The 24,893-nt window shown below is 42.5% G+C and carries 24 protein-coding genes and 1 pseudogene; 14 read left to right on the top strand and 11 right to left on the bottom strand.

Annotation, left to right across the window (positions count from 1 at the left end):
* Window positions 1-152: 152 nt before the first annotated feature.
* On the bottom strand, window positions 153-350 hold the full coding sequence (locus RMY31_RS22490) for a hypothetical protein (protein WP_322660881.1): 198 nt from the start codon (window positions 348-350) through the stop codon (window positions 153-155).
* A gap of 324 nt (window positions 351-674) precedes the next feature.
* Between RMY31_RS22490 and RMY31_RS22485 the strand changes: the two genes are divergently transcribed.
* Complete coding sequence (locus tag RMY31_RS22485) at window positions 675-1,811, top strand: branched-chain amino acid ABC transporter permease (protein WP_322660883.1); 1,137 nt, start codon at window positions 675-677, stop codon at window positions 1,809-1,811.
* Window positions 1,801-2,574, top strand: a complete 774-nt coding sequence (locus tag RMY31_RS22480) for an ABC transporter ATP-binding protein (protein WP_322660885.1) — start codon at window positions 1,801-1,803, stop codon at window positions 2,572-2,574. Before RMY31_RS22485 ends, RMY31_RS22480 begins: the two co-directional genes overlap by 11 nt.
* Before the next feature lie 87 nt (window positions 2,575-2,661).
* Here RMY31_RS22480 and RMY31_RS22475 read toward each other — a convergent pair whose 3' ends face one another.
* Together RMY31_RS22475 and RMY31_RS22470 are read right to left on the bottom strand one after the other, a co-directional pair.
* Entirely contained in the window at window positions 2,662-3,249 is a 588-nt protein-coding gene (locus tag RMY31_RS22475; protein WP_322660887.1) for a metalloregulator ArsR/SmtB family transcription factor, read from the bottom strand.
* 296 nt (window positions 3,250-3,545) lie between these two features.
* Window positions 3,546-3,779 carry a hypothetical protein gene (locus tag RMY31_RS22470; RefSeq protein WP_322660892.1) on the bottom strand — a complete coding sequence of 78 codons (234 nt, stop codon included), beginning with the start codon at window positions 3,777-3,779 and terminating at the stop codon, window positions 3,546-3,548.
* 428 nt (window positions 3,780-4,207) lie between these two features.
* Between RMY31_RS22470 and RMY31_RS22465 the strand changes: the two genes are divergently transcribed.
* Window positions 4,208-4,822, top strand: coding sequence for an alpha-ketoglutarate-dependent dioxygenase AlkB (locus RMY31_RS22465; protein ID WP_322660894.1), 615 nt, complete (start codon window positions 4,208-4,210; stop codon window positions 4,820-4,822).
* Window positions 4,823-5,072: 250 nt separating this feature from the next.
* Here RMY31_RS22465 and RMY31_RS22460 read toward each other — a convergent pair whose 3' ends face one another.
* Together RMY31_RS22460 and glpX are read right to left on the bottom strand one after the other, a co-directional pair.
* Window positions 5,073-6,359, bottom strand: a complete 1,287-nt coding sequence (locus RMY31_RS22460) for a glutamyl-tRNA reductase (protein ID WP_322660897.1) — start codon at window positions 6,357-6,359, stop codon at window positions 5,073-5,075.
* A gap of 108 nt (window positions 6,360-6,467) precedes the next feature.
* On the bottom strand, window positions 6,468-7,508 hold the full coding sequence (glpX, locus tag RMY31_RS22455; RefSeq protein ID WP_322660899.1) for a class II fructose-bisphosphatase: 1,041 nt from the start codon (window positions 7,506-7,508) through the stop codon (window positions 6,468-6,470).
* A 281-nt stretch (window positions 7,509-7,789) separates the two neighbouring features.
* Here glpX and RMY31_RS22450 point away from each other — a divergent pair, with 281 nt between their 5' ends.
* Entirely contained in the window at window positions 7,790-8,362 is a 573-nt protein-coding gene (locus RMY31_RS22450; RefSeq protein ID WP_322660901.1) for a DUF981 domain-containing protein, read from the top strand.
* Window positions 8,363-8,420: 58 nt separating this feature from the next.
* Window positions 8,421-8,735 carry a glutaredoxin 3 gene (grxC, locus tag RMY31_RS22445; RefSeq protein ID WP_322660903.1) on the top strand — a complete coding sequence of 105 codons (315 nt, stop codon included), beginning with the start codon at window positions 8,421-8,423 and terminating at the stop codon, window positions 8,733-8,735.
* A gap of 142 nt (window positions 8,736-8,877) precedes the next feature.
* Here the strand turns inward: grxC and RMY31_RS22440 are convergent, their stop codons facing one another.
* Complete coding sequence (locus RMY31_RS22440) at window positions 8,878-9,336, bottom strand: hypothetical protein (protein WP_322660905.1); 459 nt, start codon at window positions 9,334-9,336, stop codon at window positions 8,878-8,880.
* A 9-nt stretch (window positions 9,337-9,345) separates the two neighbouring features.
* Complete coding sequence (locus RMY31_RS22435; protein WP_322660907.1) at window positions 9,346-9,972, bottom strand: hypothetical protein; 627 nt, start codon at window positions 9,970-9,972, stop codon at window positions 9,346-9,348.
* An 825-nt stretch (window positions 9,973-10,797) separates the two neighbouring features.
* Between RMY31_RS22435 and tadA the strand changes: the two genes are divergently transcribed.
* Both tadA and RMY31_RS22425 read left to right on the top strand, forming a co-directional pair.
* A complete protein-coding gene (tadA, locus tag RMY31_RS22430; RefSeq protein ID WP_322660909.1) occupies window positions 10,798-11,346 on the top strand; it encodes a tRNA adenosine(34) deaminase TadA in 549 nt (182 codons plus the stop codon).
* Between the two features lie 49 nt (window positions 11,347-11,395).
* Window positions 11,396-12,163 (top strand): 1-acyl-sn-glycerol-3-phosphate acyltransferase, encoded by a 768-nt coding sequence (locus RMY31_RS22425; protein WP_322660911.1) that lies wholly within the window; start codon window positions 11,396-11,398, stop codon window positions 12,161-12,163.
* Window positions 12,164-12,272: 109 nt separating this feature from the next.
* Here RMY31_RS22425 and RMY31_RS22420 read toward each other — a convergent pair whose 3' ends face one another.
* A complete protein-coding gene (locus RMY31_RS22420; RefSeq protein WP_322660913.1) occupies window positions 12,273-14,375 on the bottom strand; it encodes a S8 family serine peptidase in 2,103 nt (700 codons plus the stop codon).
* A gap of 167 nt (window positions 14,376-14,542) precedes the next feature.
* Here RMY31_RS22420 and RMY31_RS22415 point away from each other — a divergent pair, with 167 nt between their 5' ends.
* The 3 genes from RMY31_RS22415 (at window position 14,543) to grxD (ending at window position 16,178) form a co-directional block, all read left to right on the top strand.
* The gene (locus tag RMY31_RS22415; RefSeq protein WP_322660917.1) at window positions 14,543-15,145 is read left to right on the top strand and encodes a hypothetical protein; all 603 of its coding nucleotides are present in this window, start codon (window positions 14,543-14,545) and stop codon (window positions 15,143-15,145) included.
* Between the two features lie 294 nt (window positions 15,146-15,439).
* Entirely contained in the window at window positions 15,440-15,697 is a 258-nt protein-coding gene (locus tag RMY31_RS22410) for a BolA family protein (protein WP_322660919.1), read from the top strand.
* A 157-nt stretch (window positions 15,698-15,854) separates the two neighbouring features.
* A complete protein-coding gene (gene grxD, locus RMY31_RS22405) occupies window positions 15,855-16,178 on the top strand; it encodes a Grx4 family monothiol glutaredoxin (protein ID WP_322660921.1) in 324 nt (107 codons plus the stop codon).
* 203 nt (window positions 16,179-16,381) lie between these two features.
* On the opposite strand, the gene RMY31_RS22400 is transcribed toward grxD, so the two are convergent.
* Complete coding sequence (locus RMY31_RS22400; protein ID WP_322660923.1) at window positions 16,382-17,377, bottom strand: glycosyltransferase; 996 nt, start codon at window positions 17,375-17,377, stop codon at window positions 16,382-16,384.
* 107 nt (window positions 17,378-17,484) lie between these two features.
* Window positions 17,485-18,822, bottom strand: a complete 1,338-nt coding sequence (ctpB, locus tag RMY31_RS22395; protein ID WP_322660925.1) for a carboxyl-terminal processing protease CtpB — start codon at window positions 18,820-18,822, stop codon at window positions 17,485-17,487.
* A gap of 332 nt (window positions 18,823-19,154) precedes the next feature.
* On the opposite strand from ctpB, the gene RMY31_RS22390 reads away from it, so the two are divergent.
* Together RMY31_RS22390 and RMY31_RS22385 are read left to right on the top strand one after the other, a co-directional pair.
* On the top strand, window positions 19,155-19,853 hold the full coding sequence (locus RMY31_RS22390) for a YdcF family protein (RefSeq protein ID WP_322660927.1): 699 nt from the start codon (window positions 19,155-19,157) through the stop codon (window positions 19,851-19,853).
* Window positions 19,854-20,102: 249 nt separating this feature from the next.
* Window positions 20,103-21,782: a tetratricopeptide repeat protein gene (locus RMY31_RS22385; protein ID WP_409878194.1), complete on the top strand. Its 1,680-nt coding sequence runs from the start codon at window positions 20,103-20,105 to the stop codon at window positions 21,780-21,782.
* A 144-nt stretch (window positions 21,783-21,926) separates the two neighbouring features.
* On the opposite strand, the gene RMY31_RS22380 is transcribed toward RMY31_RS22385, so the two are convergent.
* Window positions 21,927-22,220 carry a hypothetical protein gene (locus RMY31_RS22380; protein ID WP_409878190.1) on the bottom strand — a complete coding sequence of 98 codons (294 nt, stop codon included), beginning with the start codon at window positions 22,218-22,220 and terminating at the stop codon, window positions 21,927-21,929.
* 401 nt (window positions 22,221-22,621) lie between these two features.
* On the opposite strand from RMY31_RS22380, the gene RMY31_RS22375 reads away from it, so the two are divergent.
* Both RMY31_RS22375 and RMY31_RS22370 read left to right on the top strand, forming a co-directional pair.
* Window positions 22,622-24,424 carry a WD40 repeat domain-containing protein gene (locus RMY31_RS22375; protein ID WP_409878189.1) on the top strand — a complete coding sequence of 601 codons (1,803 nt, stop codon included), beginning with the start codon at window positions 22,622-22,624 and terminating at the stop codon, window positions 24,422-24,424.
* A 51-nt stretch (window positions 24,425-24,475) separates the two neighbouring features.
* A pseudogene (locus tag RMY31_RS22370) lies at window positions 24,476-24,706 on the top strand (Tn3 family transposase); the annotation flags it as partial.
* Window positions 24,707-24,893: the final 187 nt, after the last annotated feature.

The following is a 24,893-nucleotide window of genomic DNA, read 5'->3' as shown; positions in this document are numbered from 1 at the left end:
GGGGATTGGGAATTATAAGAATTAGACCTCTTGGATAAATCTTTTTCTGCCTCACGCAGAGGCGCAGAGAAGAGAACACAAAGAACAACTTTTACAAGAAGTCTATTCTTTCCCAGTACCCAGTCCCCAGTACCCAGTACCCAGTCCCCAATTCAGACAAACATCAACATACGTGTTGCTTCTTCACTGGTTAAGATGTCCCACGGTTGCTGCGATTGTTTTACTTGTTGTATCGCTTTTAGCATGTAAAAGTCGCAATGCAAAGAGTGGAGAGCATTCCAACCGCTTTCTAGTTCTTCATCGGTTAACTGCTCAATTAAGTGATGAATTCTAATTCGTAGCAAATTCATATATCAATCAAATATTACCCAAAACACAAAGGTATTGTTCCCAAAAATTTGTCATAGTTAACGACAAGGTAATATTATCCTCAAGCTACACTACAATCTATTAACTCGGTATAGGGATATGAGGGGGATGAGTGGACGCGGGGATGTGGCAATGCGGGGACAAAGAGAATAACTCCTAACTCTTGTACAGACGCGATTAATCGCGTCTCTACTCCTAACTCTTGTACAGACGCGTAGACGCTCGTAAGAGCGGCTTCTCGTAAGAGTATAATCGCGTCTCTACTCCTAACTCCTGCCCTCTGCCTTTTGACAACTAACTAAATAATGGTTGACTATCTTATCTTTTTAACGATTTCTACAGCAGTTTTAGCCCTGTTCAGCTTGGGACTCAATTTACAGTGGGGCTTTACGGGATTAATTAACTTTGGTCATATTGCTTTTATGACCCTAGGTGCTTATACAACAGTATTATTAAGCTTAAAGGGTGTTCCCCTGTTTGTGTCGATAGTAATTGGGGCAATAGTAGCAGCCTTTCTGGGCTTAGTAATTGGTTTCGCAACTCTACGCTTACGCGAAGATTATCTAGCAATTGTCACTATTGGTACGGGGGAATTGATTCGTTTGGTTTTGAATAACCAAGAGTTACCTGTAGGTGACACTTGGGTATCTGGGGCATTTGGGATACAAAGTTATCCAATACCCCTATCCACAATGCCTAATTCGTTTTTCCAATTCTTGATGATTGGACTGCTAACACTGCTGGCCGCTGTGACTTTGTTTGGGTTGTGGCGGTGGATTCGCTATGCCCAAAAATCTCAAGTTGCCGATTCATCCCAAAAAACAGCTAGCAAGCAAGAATTAGCAACGCGTTTGGGTGTAGGAATTATACTCGCCCTGTTGACAATAGCGATTTATATTTCTGGAGTCATCAGCCTGTATAACTACAACCCGAAAGCAGGTTTGATGGTGTTGGCACTGTTGGTATTAGCATTTGTCTTTTGGCGGTTGGAAGTTTTGGTGCGATCGCCTTGGGGTCGAGTCCTAAAAGCTATCCGTGAAGATGAAGAAGTGCCTAGGGCAATGGGAAAAAATGTCTTTTGGTATAAAGTGCAATCGCTCATACTTGGAGGTGCGATCGCAGGTATCGCTGGTGCTTTCTACGCATGGCAACTCAGCGCTATTTACCCCGATAAAACTTTTGAGCCGCAGGTAACTTTTGATGCTTGGATTATGGTAATTCTGGGCGGTTCTGGTAATAATATCGGCACAATCTTAGGTGCGGTGATTTTTATTGCTTATGATGCCATCACTAGGGAAGTTTTACCAAGATTCGTTCCTCTTGATGAAGCGCGTCTGGGTGCATTTCGCATCATGGTTATAGGTTTAATTTTGATGGTACTGATGATTTGGCGACCTCAAGGTATCTTAGGTAAAAAGGAGGAACTCACCCTTGGTAAATAACTCAGTTCCTTTATTGGTAGCCACTGGACTTTGTAAAAGCTTTGGTGGGATCAAGGCAGTCTACGAGGCGAACATTGAAGTTACCAAAGGCAGCATCACTGGCTTAATTGGCCCTAATGGTGCTGGTAAAACTACTTTATTTAACTTACTCTCAAACTTCATTCGTCCAGACAAGGGACGAGTGATTTTTGATGGCGAACCGATTCAGCATTTGCAATCATACCAAATCGCCCAGCAGGGACTAGTACGCACTTTTCAAGTTGCCCGGACTCTCTCGCGGTTGTCAGTATTAGATAATATGCTGCTAGCGGCCCAAAAACAAACCGGTGAGAACTTTTGGCAGGTGCAACTGCAACCACACATCGTTGCTAAAGAAGAAAAGCAACTGCAAGAGCGAGCGATGTTTTTGTTAGAATCCGTGGGATTGGCCAAAAAAGCATACGATTATGCTGGTAGTTTATCAGGCGGACAACGCAAGCTGCTGGAAATGGGACGAGCGTTGATGACTAATCCCAAGTTAATTTTGTTGGATGAACCAGCAGCTGGGGTAAATCCGAGACTAATTGACGATATATGCGATCGCATTGTCACCTGGAACCGCCAGGAAGGTATGACATTTTTGATTATTGAACACAATATGGATGTCATTATGTCCTTGTGCGATCGCGTTTGGGTAATGGCAGAAGGGCAGAATTTGGCTGATGGCCCCCCAGCCGAAATTCAGACTAATCAAAAGGTTCTCGAAGCTTACTTGGGAAAATAACTGGTTAATTGTCAGAAGGTGAAAGGCAGAAGTTAGGAGTTATTATCTTTGTCCCCACATCCCCGCATCTCCCCCACTCCCCACTCCCTACTCTGTCATCCGCCAATAAACTCCATTCTCTCGCTGCATTAGCTGGTAGCCAATCAACTCCCGTCGTAAAGTAGCGCAGTCAGGATGATAGCACTTGAGAATTTCATTCACTGTGAGTTCGGGGTATTGAACCCCCGGATCGAACTTGCTTGTTAACCACTTAAGAATTACTAAGCGCTTTTTACGGCTAGCGGGAATTTCTTTGAGGCGTTGGACTCCATTCAAGCTATTAATATCATCTTCTAGATAGTTTTTTAGAACTTTACTCTCCCAAGCTTCAGTATCCACATCTTCTATCAAAGATGCTATTTTCTCAGGTGTAAAAATTTCCTTACTGATGTTTTGCAAAGCTTCACTATCCAACTGATACAAACGGCTATTGCCTTCAGGGCGCATAGTTACTAAATTAAGTTCCTTAAGTTTCGCCAGATGGTGAGACACTGTCGGCTCTTTGAGTTGCATGAGTGCCGCCAATTCTTCGACGCTGCACTCCTGATTTGCCAGGATACCCACAATCTTTAATCGGCTTTCGTCAGCCAAAGCTTTGAAAAATTGCAGCAGGGTCTGAAACTGTTCTCTTTTCATAATTTTTTATATTTAATTCGACCTCAATCTAATTAGAAAGAAATCAAATTAGTCGTGCTGTTCTTATCCGATACAGCAAAAGTTTGATCTCGGTTAATTGTGAATTAATGTTAATTTTGAGATTTGTTGTGTAAACTATTGAGATTTCTTAATTTGTTCTTTACATTTCCCCATATCAATACCCTTATCTATAAGCAATTTATTGATTGGATATTAAAAATTCAAAATAGTTTTACCTCTAAATATCAACTCTTGACCTAAATAAATACTGTTGACAGATGACAGATGATAGATAACTAGGAAACAGATATTTTCATGCTCTCGTTGTGGGCAATTGCCAGTGGGTGTCTGTCTTGAAAAGGGAGTAGGGAGGGGTGCAAGGCCGTGCGTTGGGCAAGTTCCCCTAAAGCAACTACCGTTAGCGCAGCAAAGCGCGAGTCCTCGCCCAAGGGGAGCCACTGCGGTGAGGCAGTCCGGTGAAGCACTTGCTGTCTTGGCGGTGAGGCAGTCCGGTCTTGGGGTCTCCCCAAGTAGAGGAACTGCCAAACCCGTAAGGGTTTCCGTCGATAGCAAAGTGCTGTTAGCGCAGCGTTAGCGACGTTAGGAGCGTCACCCGAAGGGTCGTGGTGGTTCCCCCAAAGAGGAACTGCCGTTAGCGACGCAGGCGCGTCACCCTTTGTAGGTCTTGGGGTCTCCCCCGTTGTAACAACTGCCGTTGCAAGACAACAGTCCTCATCTCTGGCTTTGAGGTCTAGGTTGTGTACCTCCCTCAGTTACAAACTACTGTATGTAGGACTGGTTAATTAGGCGATGAATCAAACTTACCTAGTCTTTATTTATAAGTATTGATGTTAGACAAAAATAGAAAACACATATACCTAACCTGTTAGAGAAATCAAGGATATTGTTTTTCACGAATGAATTAGAATGACTATACACACTTAGGAATTAAACACCTATGTATGATAATTTAACGTGTCATCAACTAGACGAAAATCATCAATTTTGGATAGGAAATCTACCTGATGATTTACATTTAACTCCAGCAGGATTTGATATTTTATGGGATATGCATCCATGCAAGTTTCATGAAATTAAAATATATGGACGTTTGGTCAAAACACCACGTTGGCAGCAAGCTTATGGAATAAATTATCAGTATACAGGTCGAATCAACAAAGCTTTACCTATTCCATTATTACTTGAACCTCTCTTCCAATGGAGCAAAGCAAATATAGATAACCGCCTCAATGGTATTTTATTAAATTGGTATGATGGTAAGTTACATCACTGTATAGGAAAACATCGCGATAGTACTATAAATATTCTCAACGGCGCACCCATTGTTACTATTTCATTTGGAGAAGAACGCATTTTTAGATTACGTCCTTGGAAAGAGGAAGGCTATCAAGACTTTATGACAAAACATGGTTGCGTGTTTGTTATGCCTTATGAAACTAATAAAGCTTGGACACACGAAGTACCGTTATTAAAAAAGTATCAAAGACAAAGAATTTCTATTACACTGCGAGCTTTTAATGTTACAAGTCACGATCTGGCTAGTTCAAGCTGAATCAGCATCACAGTACGTATGATAATTTTATATGCGACAAATAAAAATTTATGCTGTCAGAAGTGAAGCTGAATCAGCTAGCCACACTCCTAACAGCAACTGCGCTAAATTTCGGATTTTAAATTTATCTTCCTCTCAAATCCAAAATTTCACATCGATTTAGGGAACTTCCAGAAATAAAGTTTCGTGCTCCATCGGTTCTTGACTGTCAACAGTCAATAGTTATAATTTTTTATTATTTAGAAATCCCTTAACTATATTGCTCACCTGCATCTAAGTTAAACAACATTTGTAGGGTTTGCATACATCGCCGCCTAGCATCAACATCCTGCTGCGATCGCAATTGCACCATCGGGTCGTGTAAAATTTTGTTAACTATTCCTCGTGTTAAAGCTTCAATCACTTCTTGATGTTTTTCGCCGAATTCTGAACCCAAACGCGACAAAGCTTTTTCTAATTCTTGTTCGCGGATGGTCTCGATTTTATTCCGCAGACAACTGATAGTGGAGACAGTTTCTAGACTGCGCCACCAAACATCAAAAGCTTCCACTTCTTCCTCTAAAAGTCTCTCTGCTTCTTGCGCCATCTTACGGCGGCTTTCGTAGTTTTGCGCCACTACTGCCTTCAAATCATCCACGTTAAACGCTTGCACGTTTTCGAGTTCATTCACGTCCGCATGAACGTTACGCGGCACGGAAATATCAAATAACATGAGAGGGCGATTAGGCTCTAAAACTATTTCTAACTTAGCGCGGTCAAGTATCGGTTCAGTTGCCGAAGTGCTGGTAAACACTAAATCGCTTTCAGCAATTACTGTCATCATTTCCGAGAGCGGATGCGTGTAGATTGGCTGTTCGGGAAACTGCTGTGCTAATTCTTGGGCGCGATCGCGAGAGCGATTGACAATACTAATTTGTGCAGCACCTTTAGAAATTAAATGTTGTACCAGCAACCGCGACATTTTGCCAGCACCCAGAATTACGACGCGGCAAGCGGCTAAATTTGCTGCTTTAATCTGCGCCAACTCTACAGCGGCCGAACTGATAGAAACAGCACCAGTACCAATGCTAGTTTCTGTCCTAACCCGCTTACCAGCTGTAATTGCTTGTTTAAATAATCGATTCAAAATTGTTTTTATACTGTTGTATTGCTGCCCTAGTTTGTGAGTAGTCTTTACCTGAGCGAGAATTTGACCTTCACCCAGTACTAGACTGTCTAAGCCAGCAGCCACTCGCATGATATGCATTACGGCATCATCATGCAGCAACATAAATAGGTGTTGTCGTAAAGAATGCACAGGCAGTTTACTGTATTCCGAAAGAAACTGAGTAACTTCCCGGATACCATACTCAGTTTCGCTGGTAACAATGTAAATTTCTAGGCGGTTACAGGTGCTAACTATTGCCACTTCGTCAATATGGGGATAGCTCCCTAGGTGAGCGATCGCAGTTTCTGTCTGTGGTTCTGGAATACTTAGCTTTTCCCGGATTTCAACTGGGGCTGTTTTATGGCTTAACCCCACCACTGCAATATTCATTTCTTATCGGTAATTGGTAATGGGTTTTTGGGATTAGGTACTGGGTACTGGGGATTGGGAAGAATGAAGAAGATTGCCTAGTCCCCAGTCCCCAGCCCTAGTCCCTAATTAAGAATGCAATTGCACGATTTTAGGCTGCTCAAACATATGTATGGTATCCACAAAACGAGCAGTTTTTGATTGGCTGGAAATAACCAAGCTTTGAGTTCTTGCACCGCCGCTGAAGAAGCGTACACCTTGCATGAGATTACCAGTGGTAATCCCGCTAGCTGCAAACAAAACTGTGTTACCAGATGCCAGTTCATGAGCATCGTAGACCTTATCGGGGTCATTGATACCCATAGACTTCAAACGGTCAAGGTTGGCTTCTTTACTTTCTCCAATCAAACCTGTTTTCACTACTTCTGGATCGTAGATCAGTTGACCTTGGAAGTGCCCACCCAAAGCACGCATTGCGGCTGCGGATATTACACCTTCAGGTGCAGCACCGATACCCATCAGCGCGTGGATATTAGTACCAGCAAAACCACAGGATATGGCTGCACCCACGTCACCATCCGAAATCAATTGCACTCTTGCTCCAGCAGAGCGGATTTCTTTGATTAAATCGTTGTGGCGATCGCGCTTCATAACTACTACCACAAGTTCATCAATACCGCGGTCTAGAGCCTCGGAGAGAATCTTGAGGTTTTCTGTAGCTGATTTGTTGATGTCTACCTTGCCCTTAGCTGCTGGTGGTGCAGCTAATTTCTTCATGTAGAAGTCAGGCGCAGCGAATAATCCACCTTTTTCCGAAATTGCCAAGACAGCCATAGAACCAGGCTGACCATATGCTACTAAGTTTGTACCTTCGCAAGGGTCAACGGCAATGTCAATTTCGATTAGTTCATCAGGGTTACAGAAGCTTTTGGCATCTGGTTGGGTACAGATCCCGACTTCTTCTCCGATGTACAGCATAGGAGCGTCATCACGTTCACCTTCCCCAATCACGATGCGACCGCGCATGTAAATTTTATTCATCCGCTCCCGCATAGCTTCCACTGCTACTTGGTCAGCAGTGTTTTTTTCGCCTTTCCCCATCCACTTTGCGGATGCGATCGCGGCTTGCTCTACTACCTCAATAATCTCTAACCCAAGTGTATTTTCCACAGAGTCGCCCTCTCAACTGCTTGACTTTGCGTCGTTTTATCTGGCTATTTCAGTCTTTAAGTCTACCAGAAGGGCGTACACCCATGGGAATATAGTCTCTAGTAGCAATTGTGTTAAGTTTTGCTGCTAATAAATAAATTCAATTGTTGCAGATTTTACTAATACTATTGTATTACTGTACTTTTTATACGCTAATTTTAGTTAAATCAGCCGTTATAAACCTTATTTCACAAACAAAACCTGATAATTTAGATAAACCCAGAAATAGAAAGAGGGAAATCATGTTTATCGACTACATCACATTAATGTTGATCAATATGGTCGCTGGGTTATTTATACTAGCTGATTACGTTTATCGAGGCTTAGATAGCTCTCATCAGAAACAGTGGATTCCTGGATTTGGGATTACAGGGGCGATCGCCTTAACAACTGGTTTGCATACAATCTTCACTTGGCCAATTCGTGGTAGCTTTAACATCGCTTTCGGTGAAACAACCGTTTTATTCGGAATCTTGTTTATCGCTGCGGCGATCGCACTTTCCCTAGGATGGGAACTTTTGACAGTAGCAATTTATGCTTTCTTTGCGGGTTTAGTAGCGATCGTGGTGGGAATACGCATTCTTAACCTGAATATGACACAACAACCTTTGCTGTCAGGAATCGGCTTTATTCTTACTGGATTGGCAGGTATTTGTGCCGCACCAACTCTCTATTGGAAAACTAACCGCACTTGGCGGTTAATTGGTGCAGTCGTATTGATAGTTGCCGCTTTAATTTGGGCATTTACTGGTTATCTAGCTTACTGGAATCATCTAGAAAGTTTCCAGAAATGGGTTCCAGCCCCAATGCGGTGATTCATGCCAGAAACGATCTAGGCTAGAGATAATTCACAAAAACCCATAAGATTAAAATATGTTGGACTTCCTTAACCCCCTGCTCGGTCGCCATCCAGAACGCGTCAAAGCCAACGTTGAAATCTACACTTGGCAAACTTGTCCTTTCTGCATCCGTGCCAAGATACTACTGTGGTGGAAAGGTGTAAACTTCACTGAGTATAAAATCGACGGTGACGAAGCAGCCAGAGCGAAAATGGCAGAACGCGCCAATGGCCGCCGCACAGTACCGCAGATTTTTATTAATAATCAACACATTGGCGGTTGTGATGACCTTTATCAACTAGATACAAAAGCTCAACTCGATCCACTTTTATCGCAAGCAACTGCTTAGAATCCCCACTTCCTAGCTTAATATTCTAGAGACATACGCATCACGTGATATATTATCGCCCTCAGGTTTCCCAAATAAAACACCACCCAAATGGGTGATGTTTTAGGGGAATTTGGACAGGTAAGAATAATATTGCGATCGCCTAAGTTCGTAATTCATAAAGCTCAATTTCCCAACCCTGTTGCTTTATTCTCTCAGTTGCAAGTCGTGCTAGTTTTTCTGCAACTTTTTTAAAAGTTGTTTTATTACTGTAATCAGGAGATGGCTCAATTTGTGCGTGAGCTAGATTTTCATCTGTTGGTCTTGGACAGACATCAATTTTGTAATCAAAAAGTGGGTTACCTTTTTGATCGTTTTGAGAAATATTTATCATCCGAACTTCGGCAGTAATTAGACTCCCTACACCATCATCTGGGTTTTTCTGCGTGCATTTCGGGTCATAACCACAAAGCTTTGCTCTGTCAACAGAAGGAGCTTGATTTCTATCTGTAAACGCCTGTGAGCTAAGTTCTAATCCAAATTCTCCAATGCGGTAATATTTATCTAATCCACGAAAAACGCATCGATATAATAGCTCGTCATCTGTAACCACATCACTCACTGCAAACCTCTATGAAACTAACCATTTCCAGAGATCGGTAAGTTCAGCAGGTGATGTTGCCGAGCCGTCTTCCATTTCAGAATCAATATCAGCCCCCCAAACCTTGATATATTCTGCGTTATTACCCAGAATATAAACAGTTAATTTATTGTTCTTGTACCACCATTCAAAAACTATTTCTGAGTCAAAGCTCAGATTTACTAGTGGTTCACACCACCACATTTGGTTAGCCGCAACAAGGCTACGTAGTCTATCTAACCATTCTAGGGTGTATTTATAAGTTTCATTATCGGTTCCTAGTTCAGCAATTCTTCTGTGAGTTTTGTGAGCTAGTGAATAGCTCCGACTTAAAAATTCCAGGGCTGCATAATTATCAGATTGCTCAAAGATAGCTTTGGCCCTTTGAAGTAAAGAGATGTCTATCTTAGGCTGATATTTCCAACTTCCCACAGTTGATATTTTGTTTGTCGTTAAAACAACAAGATTGACGTTTTGCCCAATTGATGCACTTTGCAAGCCCTCTACTGATTGAGACAGTGAAAGTTGGGTTAATTTGCTGGGTATCTGAAATAGCAATGTTGTCTCTATATTGCGACCATCATCCTTCGCAGAATAGTGAACTTTACTTAACGACATCGAACAACTCCCTTGTACGACCGGTAATCAAATTCTCAAAGGCTTGCCCTTCTCTCTGTTTTAATACATATAAACTAGAAAGTGCTTCTTGAAGATGTAGAGATTTTTCTACCCACTCTTGAAAAATTTACAAATCAAAGACCGCTTCTTCTATGGGTGGGTTAGGATACTGGCGGCGTGTCATAGATTACCTAAATTCGGCATAACCTCACATTTTTATTCAACTACAAGTTCAATACGAAAAATAACGAATCCTGTTCACCTAAATCTTAGGATATCCAAGTCTGGCTTTCTGAAAAGTTTTTTAGAAACTTATAATTCCTTCTCTTTTTGCTTGGAGCGATACGTGGTGTTTATTATCTAATTACATCATCGACTAAAAACACCACCCAAACTGGTGGTGTGTGAGATGAGTATGAACAAACTTAGTTATAAAGCTCTAATTTATGCCTAAGAGGTAATTTATAAAGTAAACCTTAAATTGTCGGGTGCGTGATAGCAACGCTTAACGCACCGAGAAAAGGAGTGCGTTACGGCTAATTCTTACTCTCTTAAACTCTCAAATCCTTGCACAGCTGTAACACAACCCCAGTTGCTTTATGCCGGGAAACCCGTCCACCGCACTGGCTCCCCTACCTTAATATTTACTTTATAAATAGGCTAGGCTCTAATGTGAATTAAAAATGCATCTTGTCCGATAAGGGTTTCAATACTTGTTAAAAATCTTGGTTTTGTAACTACTTACGAAATTACAAGCATTTCATCAATCAATTCACATTACACGTAATTTAAAATCCAAAACTTGATACAAGTAGCGATAAAATTATGTCAATAGAATATCCAGAATATCTTATACATAAACAATGGATGGGCCGGGCCCTAGAATTGGCACAAGCCGCTGGGAATGCGGGTGAAGTGCCAGTGGGTGCTGTTATTATCGATGCTAGCGGAAATTTGATTGCAGAAGGTGAAAATAGAAAAGAACGCGACAAAGACCCCACAGCACATGCGGAAATTCTTGCCATTAGGTCAGCTGCTCAAACTTTACACAATTGGCATCTGAATCAATGCACCTTATACGTAACTTTAGAACCTTGTCCGATGTGTGCGGGTGCTATTGTGCAAGCGCGTATAGGAATGCTTGTATATGGAGCTGATGATACAAAAACTGGAGCAATTCGTACTGTAACCAACATTCCTGATAGTGCTGCTTCTAATCACCGTCTGCGTGTTGTTGGAGGTATTCTAGAATCAGCCTGTCGTCAGCAGTTGCAAGCTTGGTTTGCTACTCGGCGGCATCAGAAAAAGTCACAGACAGAGGCGAAACTGTCCAACACCTACGACACAACTCTTGAAAGAAAATCTACGGTGTAACTAATAAACATTTTTTTATTCTTCCGGACAACCAGCAGCTACCATCATCATGCAATTTTACTCTTCTGACCATACTTGCCAGGAAACACTAGCACCTACCCAAGTAAATTATCAGGTGGCTGATACTACATCGCGGGTTTCTCCGTGGTTAAGCCCTCTGGCATATCTATTAGGTCGTCATCTCCTTTTACCATTATTCTTTGGACAAATTAGAATTACCGGACAAAAAAATATCCCTTCTACAGGTCCTCTGATTCTGGCTCCTACTCATAGAGCGCGTTGGGATGCATTACTAGTACCGTATACTGCTACTACTTGCGCGATCGGCAAAGATTTGCGTTTTATGGTAACTATTGATGAATGCCAAGGACTGCAAGGCTGGTTTGTTCGACGTTTAGGAGGTTTTCCTGTAAATTCTAAACACCCGTCAATCACTACCCTGCGGCATGGAGTTCAATTACTTCAACAAGGAAAAACCCTGGTCATTTTTCCAGAAGGTAATATCTATCGTGATGGTGAAGTTCACCCTCTAAAGCCAGGAATTGCTCGTCTGTCTTTGAATGCTGAATTTAGTCAACCAGGGCTGGGAGTTAAAATCCTACCCATTGGTATCAATTACAGTCAACCTTATCCTAACTGGGGTACAGACGTTAACATTCACATTGGAAATGCAATCAATGTGGCAGATTACACAAATGGCAGTGTGAAACAAAATGCCAAACGCCTCACAGAAGATTTAGCCAAGGTGCTGCAACAATTAAGCAATCAAGAATTAGTAATTAGCACTCACGCATTTGCAGAAATTTCCAACACTTAATTTTGTCAGTTGTTCCTAGTTAACTGGAGTTTAAACTTATTGCATAAAGATTCGGCAACTCAAATCGACCGAACTTTAGATAAGATAATGCAAAATCCAAAATTGAGGACTAAATACCCAAAGTTAATTCCCAGTTATTCAATCTCCCCACATCTTGCAGGGCGTAATCGATTATCCACAACTGCCAGCGTCCTTGGGTTGAGACAGATAACAACTGCTTGAGGATTGGGTGCGATCGCACTGTGTAAATTATTTGTAATTTAGTACTGCGTCCGAGAGTCCGATTTTGTAACAATACCTGTTGATTGTTAGGGGCTATTAAATAAATTTCTAAATCGCCTAAATAATCATGAGTGATATTTACTGCGATCTGAATATCTTTAACTGTACCAGATTCAGAAATGGCGAGCGCACTCTTTATTCCCTGTTTTTCATTATCTGGAATCGCTAGTTGAGTGTTATTCTTTCCTGTTACTTGTTTGGTGGCAGTTGATGTTACTCCTCGTAGTTGCAGTGCTGCTTGTACAGCCCTGGCAGCATTGACTTTACCATAACCAAACCACTGAGAATGTCCGTCACCATCGTAAGTACCTGCGCGCAAACCCAGTTGGGGGTCGGGGTCAGAGTCCACTATTTTATCAGCGGTTTCTTGCAAAATACGCTTGACTTGTTGGGCTGTCAAGTCAGGATTTGCTGATAAAACTAGCGCTGCTACGCCTGCAACCACAGGTGTAGCACTGGAAGTACCGCCGAAGTTGCTGGTAAAGTTACCTGGATCGTAGCCTGCGGTTCCCAATTGGTCAGTGGTGAACATTCCCAGTCCCGTAAGAGAAGTGGCGATCGCAGGTTGTGTAAAAACATAGCCTTTTTCCTGAAACGACATTCCTGGTGGGGCATTGTTACTAGGGGCACACAGCGAAATACTAGCTCCCCAATTACTGTAAGCAGCTTTCTTATTTAAGCTAGTAGAAGCGGCGATCGCCATTACATCTGGATGTACCGAAAAACCACTTAACCAATCTACATTTCCTTTTAAGATGTTTTCTGGCCAATTCTGCTCATTAATAGTACCGTTAACTGGGCGGTTGGCATTGCCCGCAGCAAATACAATTACGCATCCTTTCCCATTGCGCCCTTTGGTGGCGGCGCGGGTAATAGCAGCCTTTTGGCGCAAGGACAGAGGAAAATAAACAGCTGAAGCCCCCCAACTACAAGAAATCACACTGGCTTTCTTTTCTATAGTCCAGTTAAAAATCTCCTCTATGGATTCATCATCCAAAAATCCAGTACTGCGAATGGGCATCAATGCACAACCAGGGGCAACACCAATAATTCCCGTACCATTTTCTTCTGCCACAGCTAGCCCCGCACAAGCTGTTCCGTGACTAGTTTCGTTTTCATCAGGCAAGGGTAAGAAGTCTTTTTGTTTTAAGTCTCTAGGGGCAACAACTTTGCCGCTACCTTGAAAATCTGGATGATTCAAATCAAAGGAATCATCTACTACTGCCACAACCACAGAACGCACACCGCGAGTAACATCCCAAGCTTGTTCCACAGAGATATGGGAACCCACTATCAACTGATTCCCGCCGTTGTGGTTGAGATACCATTGCTGGGCATAGAGAGAATCGCGGGGTTTGTAATGTGACTCAGTTTGTACGAGAATATTAGGCTCAGCGGCTAACACTTCTTTGAGTCCTTGTAACTGGTTAGTAATTTTGATGGGATTTTCGGTTGCTTGTTTGCTAACTAGAAACACGAAAGTATTAGGAATATCAAGAACAAATTTATTTGGGGCTAAGCTGAATGCGGTTGATATGGAATTAATCGTAGCAGCGTCTACCTCAGAGGCAAATTGAATCGTGATTTGGTCATTTAGGTAAACGAAAGTCCCAGGATTATCTTTGATTGTGTAAACGTGACTGGCGAAAGCAACATTGCGCGCAGCGCGTGCTTGGGCCATCGCCTCCTCTAATTGGGTGGGTGCAACCGTGAAAAGTTCTAGTTTTGCTTGGGGAATACTCCGCTGCCAAATGCCCCAAGTAACCTGAGATAATTGTTGGGGAGGAAAATCGGTAGCTGGGCGGATGGTGAAACGATCTAAAGCTTTTTTTAAAATCAATTCTTCACCACCGCGTTGTAAAACTACTCCCAAGCTGCTTGCTGGTACACCTGTGGTTGAGAAATCAGAGGAATTAACGCGATCGTTCATAAGGGCGATTTAGTAGTATGCAGAACAATGGGAACTCAATTTAACCGATTTTCAGTCTAAATCACAGAAACTTAACTAGGTAGCTTTGTTTTGTTAAAGACAAAAACAGAGTTAAGATACCCGAAGTTTCCATCCCTTTTTTATATACTTGTCACACTAATTTACCCATGAACTTTGCTGCTGTCGGTTCCTTGATTCGCTGCACTTCCTTATCACTCATAGCAGTCCTCAGCCTGCTATCATCTGCTAATGCTCAAGTACCACAGCTACCAGGTACTAATCAACCACAACCTATTGACCCCAACAATCCCAATAACCTACGTCCTACAACTCAAAATAATAGCTTGTTGAGCATTGAGGGTGGCGATCGCCTCATGAAAGAAGCCAATCAAGCTGTTTCTGGCCAAAACTACACCCTAGCTGCCAAGAAACTACAAGAAGCACGTCAGGTTTATAACCAGCTATCTAATTTTTATCAAGAGTTAAACGCTAGCTTTTCGGGAATTGACAATAGAGTTTCCGATTCCCAGCGTCAAAAGGCTCTATTAACCGCCCAAAAGCGAGATGAAGCTACCTATCAGCTAGCACTGGTACATCGAGCACAAAATCAGTCAGAGTTAGCCGTACCGTTGTTAATTCAAATTATCAAAAGTCAAAATCCGACACGAGATTTAGGCAAGAAAGCTTATCAACAGTTATTTGAGCTAGGTTTTGTTGACTCTCCCTATCCCAGACAAGGTAGTGGTTCATCTTCCTCATCCCAAAAATAAGCAGTTGTCAGGAGGCAGAAGGCAGAAGGCAGAAGTGAAAGATTATCTCCCTTGTCTCTCCGAAGTTCGCCCAGAGGGAAACCACGCCACTTGCTACCCTGCGGGAAGCCGCGCAGAGCGCGTCTACAAGCTGGGGAACCCATCCAACGCAGTGGCTCCTCCTTGCGACTTCTCTGCCTTGTCTTCGTTATCTTTCTTGTCCCCGCGTCCCTGCGTCCTCCCAACTCCCCTCAAACAAATTTGTCTGCTCTATATTTGTTAATAATAGAAAAGTAAGTTTTTTCAGGAATTGCGATGATTAGTCCGCAGCAGGTTGAGGCAATGATCAAAGCGGGACTGCCAGATGCCCAAGTTCAGGTGCAGGACTTGACTGGTGGCGGTGACCACTATCAGGTGACAGTAGTGTCATCGCAGTTTGCAGGTAAAAGACTGGTGCAACAACACCAGTTAGTTTATGGTGCGTTGCAGCAAGCCATGTCAACTGAAGCGATTCATGCCTTGGCTGTAAAAACCTATACTCCCGAAGCATGGCAAGCAACAACTGCCTCCTAAAGTTAAGAGTTATGAGTTAGGAGTTTAATTTTATAACTCCTCGCTCTTAACTACTAACTTTCTACTCCCCAACGCCACTTATCTCACTTGGTGTTTCCCCAAGTGAAGCAAATGGCTCCTCCTCACTCTTGAATGCAGAATAGGAACTAAAAAGACTATGACACCAGAACTCAAAGAAAAAATTGATAACTTGGTACAACAAAACAAGATTTTTGTTTTCATGAAGGGAAACAAATTGATGCCTCAATGTGGTTTCTCCAACAACGTCGTGCAGATTCTCAATACGTTAGGAGTTCCCTTTGAGACGTTTGACGTTCTCTCAGACTCTGAAATTCGTCAGGGCATTAAAGAATATTCCAGCTGGCCAACAATTCCTCAAGTGTATATTGATGGTGAATTCATTGGCGGTTCGGATGTCTTGATTGAACTGTACCAGAAAGGTGAATTGCAGCAATTGGTGGAAGTGGCACTAGCTTCTTAATATACTTCCAGTAGCAAAGCAGAAACATATTGCTGAATTAGTGGTTTATTGTAGAAATAAATTTTGTTTTTACTGCCCTTGAAAATTAGGAAGATAACGATATTTACCTATTTTCAAGGGTTTTTTCTTAGTATTATAGCAAGCCCGTTTGAGTACTTCTAATAAAAGTAGAATTGATGTAATGACGATTTATCGAGTAAATCTCACTTGTCGATGTGGTTCTCTGTTGTAGTTAGCCGCTCAATTATTTTGGCTTTTTCTGGCAATTTAGCGTCGCGTTGCCCAGTGTAACGCATTCTGGCAGTGAACAAACCAATGGGAGTATTTAATAAATCTAAAACTGTTGCTTTACCTGCGATCGCCTTTACACTGTTTCTTGGTACTTCTTTTAATAACCAACGTACCAAGCGATAGCCGCATTCGGTAGGTGTGATTTCTCGCATCAACTCTACACCGTGCAATTCATGTAGATAGCGATTTGAGCGTCCATAACGCCGCCATTGACTTTCTAATTCTTTGAGTGTAGTGCGGTGGTGGTGCTGGACAATTGCCTCTGGGGCAAATTCCAAACGCCCGATGTTTTGCCGCAGAATCCGCCAGCAAATGTCTGCATCACCGCCAGTTGTCAGATGAGGGCGAAATAAACCTGCTTTTTCTAAGGCGATGCGACGAATCGCTAAATTAGCAGTTTGACCATAGGCACAAAAAGAATGGGCAAGAGTATGCTTTTGCGATAAAGTTTCTTGACTATTTGCGTATTGTTCTAGCAGAGTATTGCCCGGTAGTGCAACAATTTCACCAGCGACAATTACCACATTTGGCTGGGCAAAAGGCTGGATTAATGAGGTTAACCATTGTGGTTGCGGACGGCAATCAGCATCGGTAAAAACGATAATTTCGCTTGTAGCGGCGCGAATACCAGTATTACGAGCAGCGTAGGAACTTTGAATTTGATTTTCGCTCAAAGGACGAATTGTAATTGGGCAATTTTCGGCAGTTGTTTTGAGAACGGTGAGAGTGCGATCGCTACTGTTATTATCCACAAGTAAGTACTCCACCCGATCTTTTGGATAAGTTTGAGACAATAGACAACTAATTAACTCTGGTAAGTCTGCCTCACCGTTATAAATAGGAACAACCACCGATACCATTGGCAAGAAGCTGGTGTCGGTGGTTGTATTAACTGGCTGATAATTCATAGAAGTGTTAAGGACGAAGTATAAAATTTCATCTTTTAGCCTTCATCCTTTTTAACACTGATACACGAACACCTGGTAATAAATTACTGGTACACGCTAGCGTCAATTTAAAATTTCAAGTCACTGGCGCTAACACTCATGGATTGGCTGGGTTGATTTACTAGAGACTGGGCGAAGTTGTTATTCGATAGAACTGCAATCGCGCGGGCATATTGTGGATCGCTTCGAGTGCCGAGTAGATCTGGATTAGATGCCAGTTGGCGTTCTTGTGCCTCTGTCAAATCTATCTTGATATTTGGAGTGATTCCCTTATGGTTAATATCTGTGCCAGCGGGGGTGAAGTAGTGGGCAATGGTGACGGCTAAACCTGACCCATCTGACAGTTCATGAACTGACTGTACCAGAGCTTTACCAAATGTTTGACCACCAATGACTACTGCCCGCTTATTATCCTTGAGGGCCCCTGTGAGAATTTCGCTAGCACTAGCTGAATTACCATCAACCAGTACTGCTAAGGGAAGTTTCGTGAGGGCAGTGCGATTGGCTTTACTATCTTCACTGTCTCCCCTACGGTTCACCGTGCGGACAATCCCACCATCATCCAACCACATACGGGCAATTTCAATGCTCGCTTGCAACAAACCACCAGGATTTCCACGCAAATCTAGCACAAAAGCATCAACTTTCTTGCCACTCAAATCCCGGATAGCTCGGCGCATTTGTTCCGAAGCATGGGCACTAAACTCGCGCAAACGAATATAGCCAACGCGTCGATTTCCTTCTTGTTTAAGGGTATAACGTACTGTTGGTACTTCAATGGTCGCCCGTGTTAGCCTCAGATTAAAAGTATTTTTCCCCATCCGTGATAGTCGCAAAGATATGGGAGTACCCGCTTTGCCGCGAATCAGTTTGGAGGCATCGTCCACTTTCATCGCCAGAGTGGATTTACCATCAATTGCCACAATTTCATCGCCTGCTTTGATTCCAGCTTTCAATGCTGGAGAATTCTCTATGGCTTCGACAACAGTGAGCCGCTTGGTTTTTTCGTTCACTTCCATGCGAATACCAATTCCAGAGACTTCTCCAGATGTTTGACTTGTCAGGGCTTGATATTGGTTGGGATCCATGAACCGAGTGTAAGGGTCTCCCAACTTTTGTAAAGCTTCGCGAATAGCTACATAAGCTTCTTCATTAGAAGAATAGTTTTTGCTTAACAGGCTTTGCCGAGTTGCTTGCCAATCTTGTTGATTAAAACTGCCGTCAACATATTCACGATTTACCACTTGCCAGACTTGATCGACTAAGGCCTTCGGACTATCTTGTAGGGCAGCACGAACGCAGCGAGTCCAAGCTGGACCAAATACAGACATGGTGGCGGTCGTGGCGATCGCTCCACCAATCAAGGCTATTTGGAGCGGCGAATAACGTTTCGCAGATTGGTTCATGTATATCAGCTGGGTTAATTTGTATTGTTGACAGTTTAGGCGATCGGGCTTTTAAGAGATTTTTAAGTTTTTATACTCAATTCTCAGCTATGTTCCCTTCATTTTTTCCCCTTTTAATTATTTTGAAATTTTGCAGTAATTTATTAACAATTATTGCTGCAATTGCCAGTTTTTTGGCAGTCTAATATGTCACTATGAATTGACTGTAACGATAATGTGACACTTTTGTCAGTGTCATCTTTGCACCCAATATTATTTTTATAAGATAGCATTTCACTGACTTAATTGCAGGTCTTTTCGCCATAATTTAACCAAGCCTTTTCTACCATGTCATGAGACATAAATTTACCAAAACTTCATCAATTCCTAACAGTGGAAACTTCCGTAAACAGTGGCAATTGTTACAAAAAGTAGGTTGTGGTTTATGCCTGATCTTTGGCATCTGGCTGATTTGCACCACTATAGCCCTAGTTTTTGCTTTTTCCCAGCCGATAGATGCTTTTTTTGTGCTTGGTGGTAGTATTCGCCGAGAAATTTATGTTGCCCAAAAAGCAAAACAATATCCGCAAACACCAATTTTAATTTCTCATGGTTCTCAAGCTCCCTGTATGTGGCTAATTTTTCAGCGGGAAGCAGCAGAGATGGAAAATGTTTGGTTAGAAAATTGCGCGAATTCTACCTTTGATAATTTTTACTACGGGATTCCGATTCTGCGGCGTTGGGGAGTACATAAGGTAAAGTTGATTACTTCACTAACTCATTTACCACGAGCCAAATGGATGGCACAGATTCTCTTGGGCGCTCATGGCATTTGGGTAGAGGTAGATATTGTTGAAGAGCAAGGCGTTCCTGGTAATCGTGAATCTCGTCTGAAAACTGGACTGGATATAACGCGCAGCTTGTTTTGGGCTGGTTTAAGTCAATTTATTCAGCCACAATGCTCAAATGTAACAAGACTTGCTGAGGTGAATATGCAAGCTTGGCAGCATCGAGGTTTTAAGTGTGAACGCCAAGGGGGGGTGGGGAGATGAGGGAGCAAGGGAGGATTTTACAGCTATTAATAATGAATAATTAACCGCTGATAAACGCGATCGCTGTTAAGTATTGTGGAAAAAAGCCTGAATTAGACATAACTTGCAGGTAAACTATGGTAGAAATTCGGTTGGCGATTGAGGTGAAGATGCAATTGCTGCAACAGAGGCGCTTTTGGAAATTCCTGGTTTATCAGGTAACTATAAAGTTAGTTCAGATGCACCACTAAGAGAGGGAGTAGTTGCAACCTGAGTCAATCAACCAATGAAGTTGGGGTGTTGATTCATGGCATGGGCGGTTTGGGTAAAAGTAGTTTAGCAGCTAGACTGTGCGATCGCCTCCCAAATTTTGAGCGTGTTGTTTGGGTGGGGAGAATTGATGAAGCTAGTTTAGTGAGTCGCTTAACAGAAAAGTTGGATGACAACGAACAACGCAAAAGCCTACAAAATTACGATGAAGAATTGAGATTTCGGCTACGGCGAGTTTTTCAGCAGTTGCATGAGGAAGCAAAGCCGTTTTTATTGGTGCTGGATGATTTTGAAGTGAATTTAGAACCCCGCAATGAAAGTTATGTGCTGCAAGCGGAAGCAGCAGAGGTAATGAAGGGTTTAGTTTGGGCAATTAGAGAAAATTCCACTTCCCACCGCATCATTATTACCTGCTGTTACGATTTTGAATTTACCCAGTTGCAGCATTTCCACAAGCAGCCGTTGGATGCACTGCAAGGCGCAGATTTGCAAAAAAAGTTTAATCGCCTCCCTGCCTTTAGTGCTAAATCTCAGGTGGATGAGGCGTTAAAATTCCAGGCGCAGAAATTAGCAGATGGTAATCCCCGCTTGCTGGAATGGTTGGATAAGATTCTGCAAAATATAACTGTTGACCAAGCGATAATTCTCAATAGCTTGGAAGCAGATCGACGAGTGGAGTTGCGAGAGCAAGTTTTGGCAGAAGCGCTGCTGCAACAAATGGATGCAACCATGCGGGAGATGTTGTCACGGGGAATGGTGTTTGAGTTACCAGTACCGAGGTCAGCTTTAGCCGCAGTTTGTGACACTATCCCCAATTTGGAACATTATATTAATCGGGTGGTGGCGTTGGGACTGTGGGAAGTGAGCCACAATCGGGCGTTACGAGTGCCACGTATTTTGCCTGTGCAGTTACCAGTAAATGGGGAAGCTTTGCATAAGCAAGCGGCTGAGGTGTTGTATCGCCTTTGGTGGCAAGAGGTGATAACGGCAATTGAGGAACAACAGTTAGAAATTCATCGGTTGGCGTTGTTGGCAAAGGTAGACAAGATAGTGGTGAAAATAGCAGGTAAATTGGCACAAAGTTGGGACAGTCAAAGCCGATTCCGGGAAGCTTTTCAATTATGCAAATCTACTTTAGAACTTGTTGAAGATTATTTGGTCTTACATGAATTAGCCCGCTGCGAACACGAATTAGGTGATATCAGCAAAGCCCAAGAGCATTATCAACAAGCCCTAAATATCTGTTCAGCAGAAGATGAAGAAGAAAAAGCAGCAATTATTCACAACTTGGGACAACTCAAAGCCAATACCGGAGAAATCACCGGAGCGATCGCCCTTTATCAACAATCCCTGGCTATCACAAAACAAATCGGCAATGTCCACGGCAAGGCGGCAACCTTGCATGAAATGGGGAAACTCAAAGCCAATACCGGAGAAATCACCGAAGCGATCGCCCTTTATCAACAATCCCTGGCTATCACAAAACAAATCGGCAATGTCCACGGCAAGGCGGCAACCTTGTACGAAATGGGGAAACTCAAAGCCAATACCGGAGAAATCACCGAAGCGATCGCCCTTTATCAACAATCCCTAGCTATCACTGAAAAAATCGGCGATGTCCAAACTCAAGCTATGACATTGTGCTGCTTAGGGCAAATACAGCGTTTTTCAGGTAAATGAAGTACACAAGTAGGGGCGAACGGCCGTTCGCCCTTACAATTATCTGTACCTCACCAACTTGAAATCTGCTGTAGTAGAACAACAGGGCGATTACAATCAAGCACTAGATTATTTGCAGCCAGCCTTGGAAATATTGCAGCGTATCTAATCGCCTGATGCTGAGGAATTGAGGCAAATAGTAGCGAGAGTACAAGGTTTAATTCGTAATTCGTAATTCGTAATTCGTAGTTCGTAATTAAGAAAGTCAAAATTTAATCTGGTTTGCCAGGTTGGCAGCTGTCGGCTATTTTGAAGAATTGGTACGAGCAATCCGCCTATTTTGCATGAAGCTGACTCATCGACGAGTCTTTGATACTCGCAGGAGAGTCTTTGATACTCGTTCACCAGTTTTTTAGGCTTGTGCCTTAGTTGTCGTAGCTGGCGATCGCCATCATTCACTCAGAAGCACATTCTAAACTAAAGAATTTGGATCTACACCGAGAGATTTTAGATGTTCTGCCAGGATTTGAGCGCGTAGTTCTGCTCGTTGAACTCTTTCGTTAGCGAGTTAGCGAGGCGGTAGCGGCAAAGAACCATCACCCGGAGGGTAATTCGCTGATAGAACTGTTTCTGGGGAAACAGTATCTCCTTCTCTAGGTTAGTTAGAATTGACTGACATCAGTTAATTCTCTATACCTCAATCAGACGATTCAATAAACTGTTTGAATGCTGTATAGTTGAATGCTGACCATGAATACAGTTTCTTAAATGTGTTCTATTAGACTGCGATTATCACTGAATTTTTAATTAACTATAGATTATAAACTTGAGTAATTACGTTGGTATAGCTTACCGTAGGTATGCAAGATTGTGCCGCTGGAATGCAGATGGATTGGATTAGCTTACTCAAAGCTCAACAAGCTGACTTCCTTCAACGTGTAAAAAAACCTAAGACTTACGACCTCTCTTTGCTGGAAAGTCAAGTTAAAGGTTGCCACAGTGAAATTATGGGATTTTGGGGCGAGCCTTTGGCAAGAATCCTCGATTATTCTCGCCAACAAGCTGCAATTCTCGCTAAAAATCCGCCGCCGATACCACCTGAATATCCAGAACCTCCTGACTGGGTAATCCCTTTTCCCAAATATTTCCAGCAGCAAGCAGAAGATTATTTGTTGCGAGAACAAATTGTTGAGCGAGTCATGGCTGAACGTTTGGGCAAGTTGGTGAAAAAGTTGCCACAAGACACGTTGCAAAACATTGTTTTAGATGACGAGGGCAATTTGCGAGGCGAAAGTAAATTTACTTATTTGCTTGTAGACGATCCAAAGGTAAGTATTCAAGTTTATGTGGCTGATGGAGAAAGTTTTAATGGTATTAAGAAAGATAAAATTAGGTGGTCAATTACTCAAGAAGATTTGAGAAATCACCAAGTATTAATTTTTTTATGTTTGTTTTATCCATCTAATGGCAAGTTAGGATACGAAAAACATGCAGTAATTACTGGATTTTTACCAACTAATCAAATTGAATCGCTCGAGCCAAAACTGTATGTCAGCCCAAGTAACTTGTTATATGCAGGGGGATTAAGTTGGTATTTAGAATCATTTAGTACTAAAAAAATTGCTAAAAAAGATGCATTGCTATTAGTTGATGAGAAAATGATGGCAGAGACGATTCAGACTTTGCCACCAGAACATCCCCGCAAGGAAATAATCGGTGATTGGGAATGTTGGCAGACTTTGAAAGGTCACACTAGAGGAATTAATTGCCTTGCCTTTAGTTCCAGGTATCAGAATGGCAAAACATCGCCCATATTGGCAAGTGGCAGTCGTGGAGAAACGAAGCTATGGGATTTAACTAAGGGTGAATTAATCGATACATTGTCAGAGTATCCTTGGGTAGTCTCCGGGCTAGTAGATGAAGTTAATTCTCTAGCTTTTAGTGCAGATGGACAGACTTTAGTCAGTGCTGGTGCAGACTCAACAATTAAAATTTGGCACGTAGGCGCACTAGACTTGATAGATATCCTGCACAAGCATAATGGTATGGTGCGTTGCGTTGCGTTCACCCCAGATGGACGGATGATCGCAACTGGTGGAGATGACAGAAAAATTCTATTTTGGGATTTGATGCGCCGTCAGGTAGCGATCGCTCTTTCCCTAGATGATACAGCTGCTCATTCCCTAGTTTTGAGTCGAAATGGCCAAACTTTGGTGACAGGTAGTTACCGCAAAATCAAAGTCTGGCATAATCCTCCCCAGACAAAGACCAAAAATTTAAAGGATGCCCAACCACTGCATACCCTCATGGGTCATTCTCACATTGTTAGTTCGCTGGCGATGAGTGCAGACGATCAACTGCTAGTTAGTGGTAGCTGGGATTGCACAATTAAAATTTGGTATTTGGGAACTGGGAGATTAATTCGCACTCTCAAGGGACATACAGATAGAGTATATGCGATCGCCCTAAGTCCCGATGAGCAAGTTATCGCCAGTGCCAGTGCTGATAAAACTATTAAATTGTGGCATTTAGAGACAGGAGAACTGCTGGCTACCTTTACAGGTCATAGTAACATAGTCACAGCATTAGCCTTCACAGCTTCAGGCGAGATGTTGGTAAGTGGCAGTTTGGATAAAACGATTAAAATTTGGCAGAGGAGTTAAGAGTTAAAAGCAGCCCCAATGAAAAAAACTCCCGCAAAACGAATTGCATCCAGGTGTAGGGCCACGGCGGAACTGAATAAGGGAAAATTAAAACATTCTTTGTCGAGGGCAGTCTTCTTTCACCGTTTGGGTGAAGTGCGCGACCGTTTCTTTAAAGACGAATGTCTCCGAGCCAGTGGGTTAAATTTAGCGATCGCCGGAATTGTGCTGTGGAATACGGTGTATTTGGAGAATGCAGTCAATTGGCTTAAATCCCAAGGTGTGATCTTTCCAGAGGAATACTTCACCAGCTGCTACAGAGATTGTTTCTTCCTTGATGGCTGTTACTTTAACCTGAGTTCGGGATAAGGAAAGGGACAGGTAGTAAGCTGAAAATAGCGTTAAATCCAGCAACCTGCCCTATGTTCAGTTTAGATGCTTTGTTTTGCCATGTAGATGATTTCTGTAAAGCATTTGAAACCCAATGGTA

The organism is Dendronalium sp. ChiSLP03b, assembly GCF_034531165.2.
GTDB lineage: Bacteria > Cyanobacteriota > Cyanobacteriia > Cyanobacteriales > Nostocaceae > Dendronalium > Dendronalium minutum.
Note: the sequence above shows the minus strand (reverse complement) of the source record. Positions and strands in the feature narration are given on the sequence as shown.

Excerpts from the sequence above, each read along its gene's own strand:
- RMY31_RS22420 (WP_322660913.1), bottom strand. The coding sequence starts at position 14,375 with ATGAACGATCGCGTTAATTCCTCTGATTTCTCAACCACAGGTGTACCA.
- RMY31_RS22425 (WP_322660911.1), top strand. The coding sequence starts at position 11,396 with ATGCAATTTTACTCTTCTGACCATACTTGCCAGGAAACACTAGCACCT.
- RMY31_RS22375 (WP_409878189.1), top strand. The coding sequence starts at position 22,622 with ATGCAAGATTGTGCCGCTGGAATGCAGATGGATTGGATTAGCTTACTC.
- RMY31_RS22465 (WP_322660894.1), top strand. The coding sequence starts at position 4,208 with ATGTATGATAATTTAACGTGTCATCAACTAGACGAAAATCATCAATTT.
- RMY31_RS22410 (WP_322660919.1), top strand. The coding sequence starts at position 15,440 with ATGATTAGTCCGCAGCAGGTTGAGGCAATGATCAAAGCGGGACTGCCA.
- RMY31_RS22490 (WP_322660881.1), bottom strand. The coding sequence starts at position 350 with ATGAATTTGCTACGAATTAGAATTCATCACTTAATTGAGCAGTTAACC.
- RMY31_RS22400 (WP_322660923.1), bottom strand. The coding sequence starts at position 17,377 with ATGAATTATCAGCCAGTTAATACAACCACCGACACCAGCTTCTTGCCA.
- RMY31_RS22485 (WP_322660883.1), top strand. The coding sequence starts at position 675 with ATGGTTGACTATCTTATCTTTTTAACGATTTCTACAGCAGTTTTAGCC.
- RMY31_RS22435 (WP_322660907.1), bottom strand. The coding sequence starts at position 9,972 with ATGTCGTTAAGTAAAGTTCACTATTCTGCGAAGGATGATGGTCGCAAT.
- RMY31_RS22460 (WP_322660897.1), bottom strand. The coding sequence starts at position 6,359 with ATGAATATTGCAGTGGTGGGGTTAAGCCATAAAACAGCCCCAGTTGAA.
- tadA (WP_322660909.1), top strand. The coding sequence starts at position 10,798 with ATGTCAATAGAATATCCAGAATATCTTATACATAAACAATGGATGGGC.
- grxD (WP_322660921.1), top strand. The coding sequence starts at position 15,855 with ATGACACCAGAACTCAAAGAAAAAATTGATAACTTGGTACAACAAAAC.
- RMY31_RS22390 (WP_322660927.1), top strand. The coding sequence starts at position 19,155 with ATGAGACATAAATTTACCAAAACTTCATCAATTCCTAACAGTGGAAAC.
- RMY31_RS22415 (WP_322660917.1), top strand. The coding sequence starts at position 14,543 with ATGAACTTTGCTGCTGTCGGTTCCTTGATTCGCTGCACTTCCTTATCA.
- grxC (WP_322660903.1), top strand. The coding sequence starts at position 8,421 with ATGTTGGACTTCCTTAACCCCCTGCTCGGTCGCCATCCAGAACGCGTC.
- ctpB (WP_322660925.1), bottom strand. The coding sequence starts at position 18,822 with ATGAACCAATCTGCGAAACGTTATTCGCCGCTCCAAATAGCCTTGATT.
- RMY31_RS22450 (WP_322660901.1), top strand. The coding sequence starts at position 7,790 with ATGTTTATCGACTACATCACATTAATGTTGATCAATATGGTCGCTGGG.
- RMY31_RS22475 (WP_322660887.1), bottom strand. The coding sequence starts at position 3,249 with ATGAAAAGAGAACAGTTTCAGACCCTGCTGCAATTTTTCAAAGCTTTG.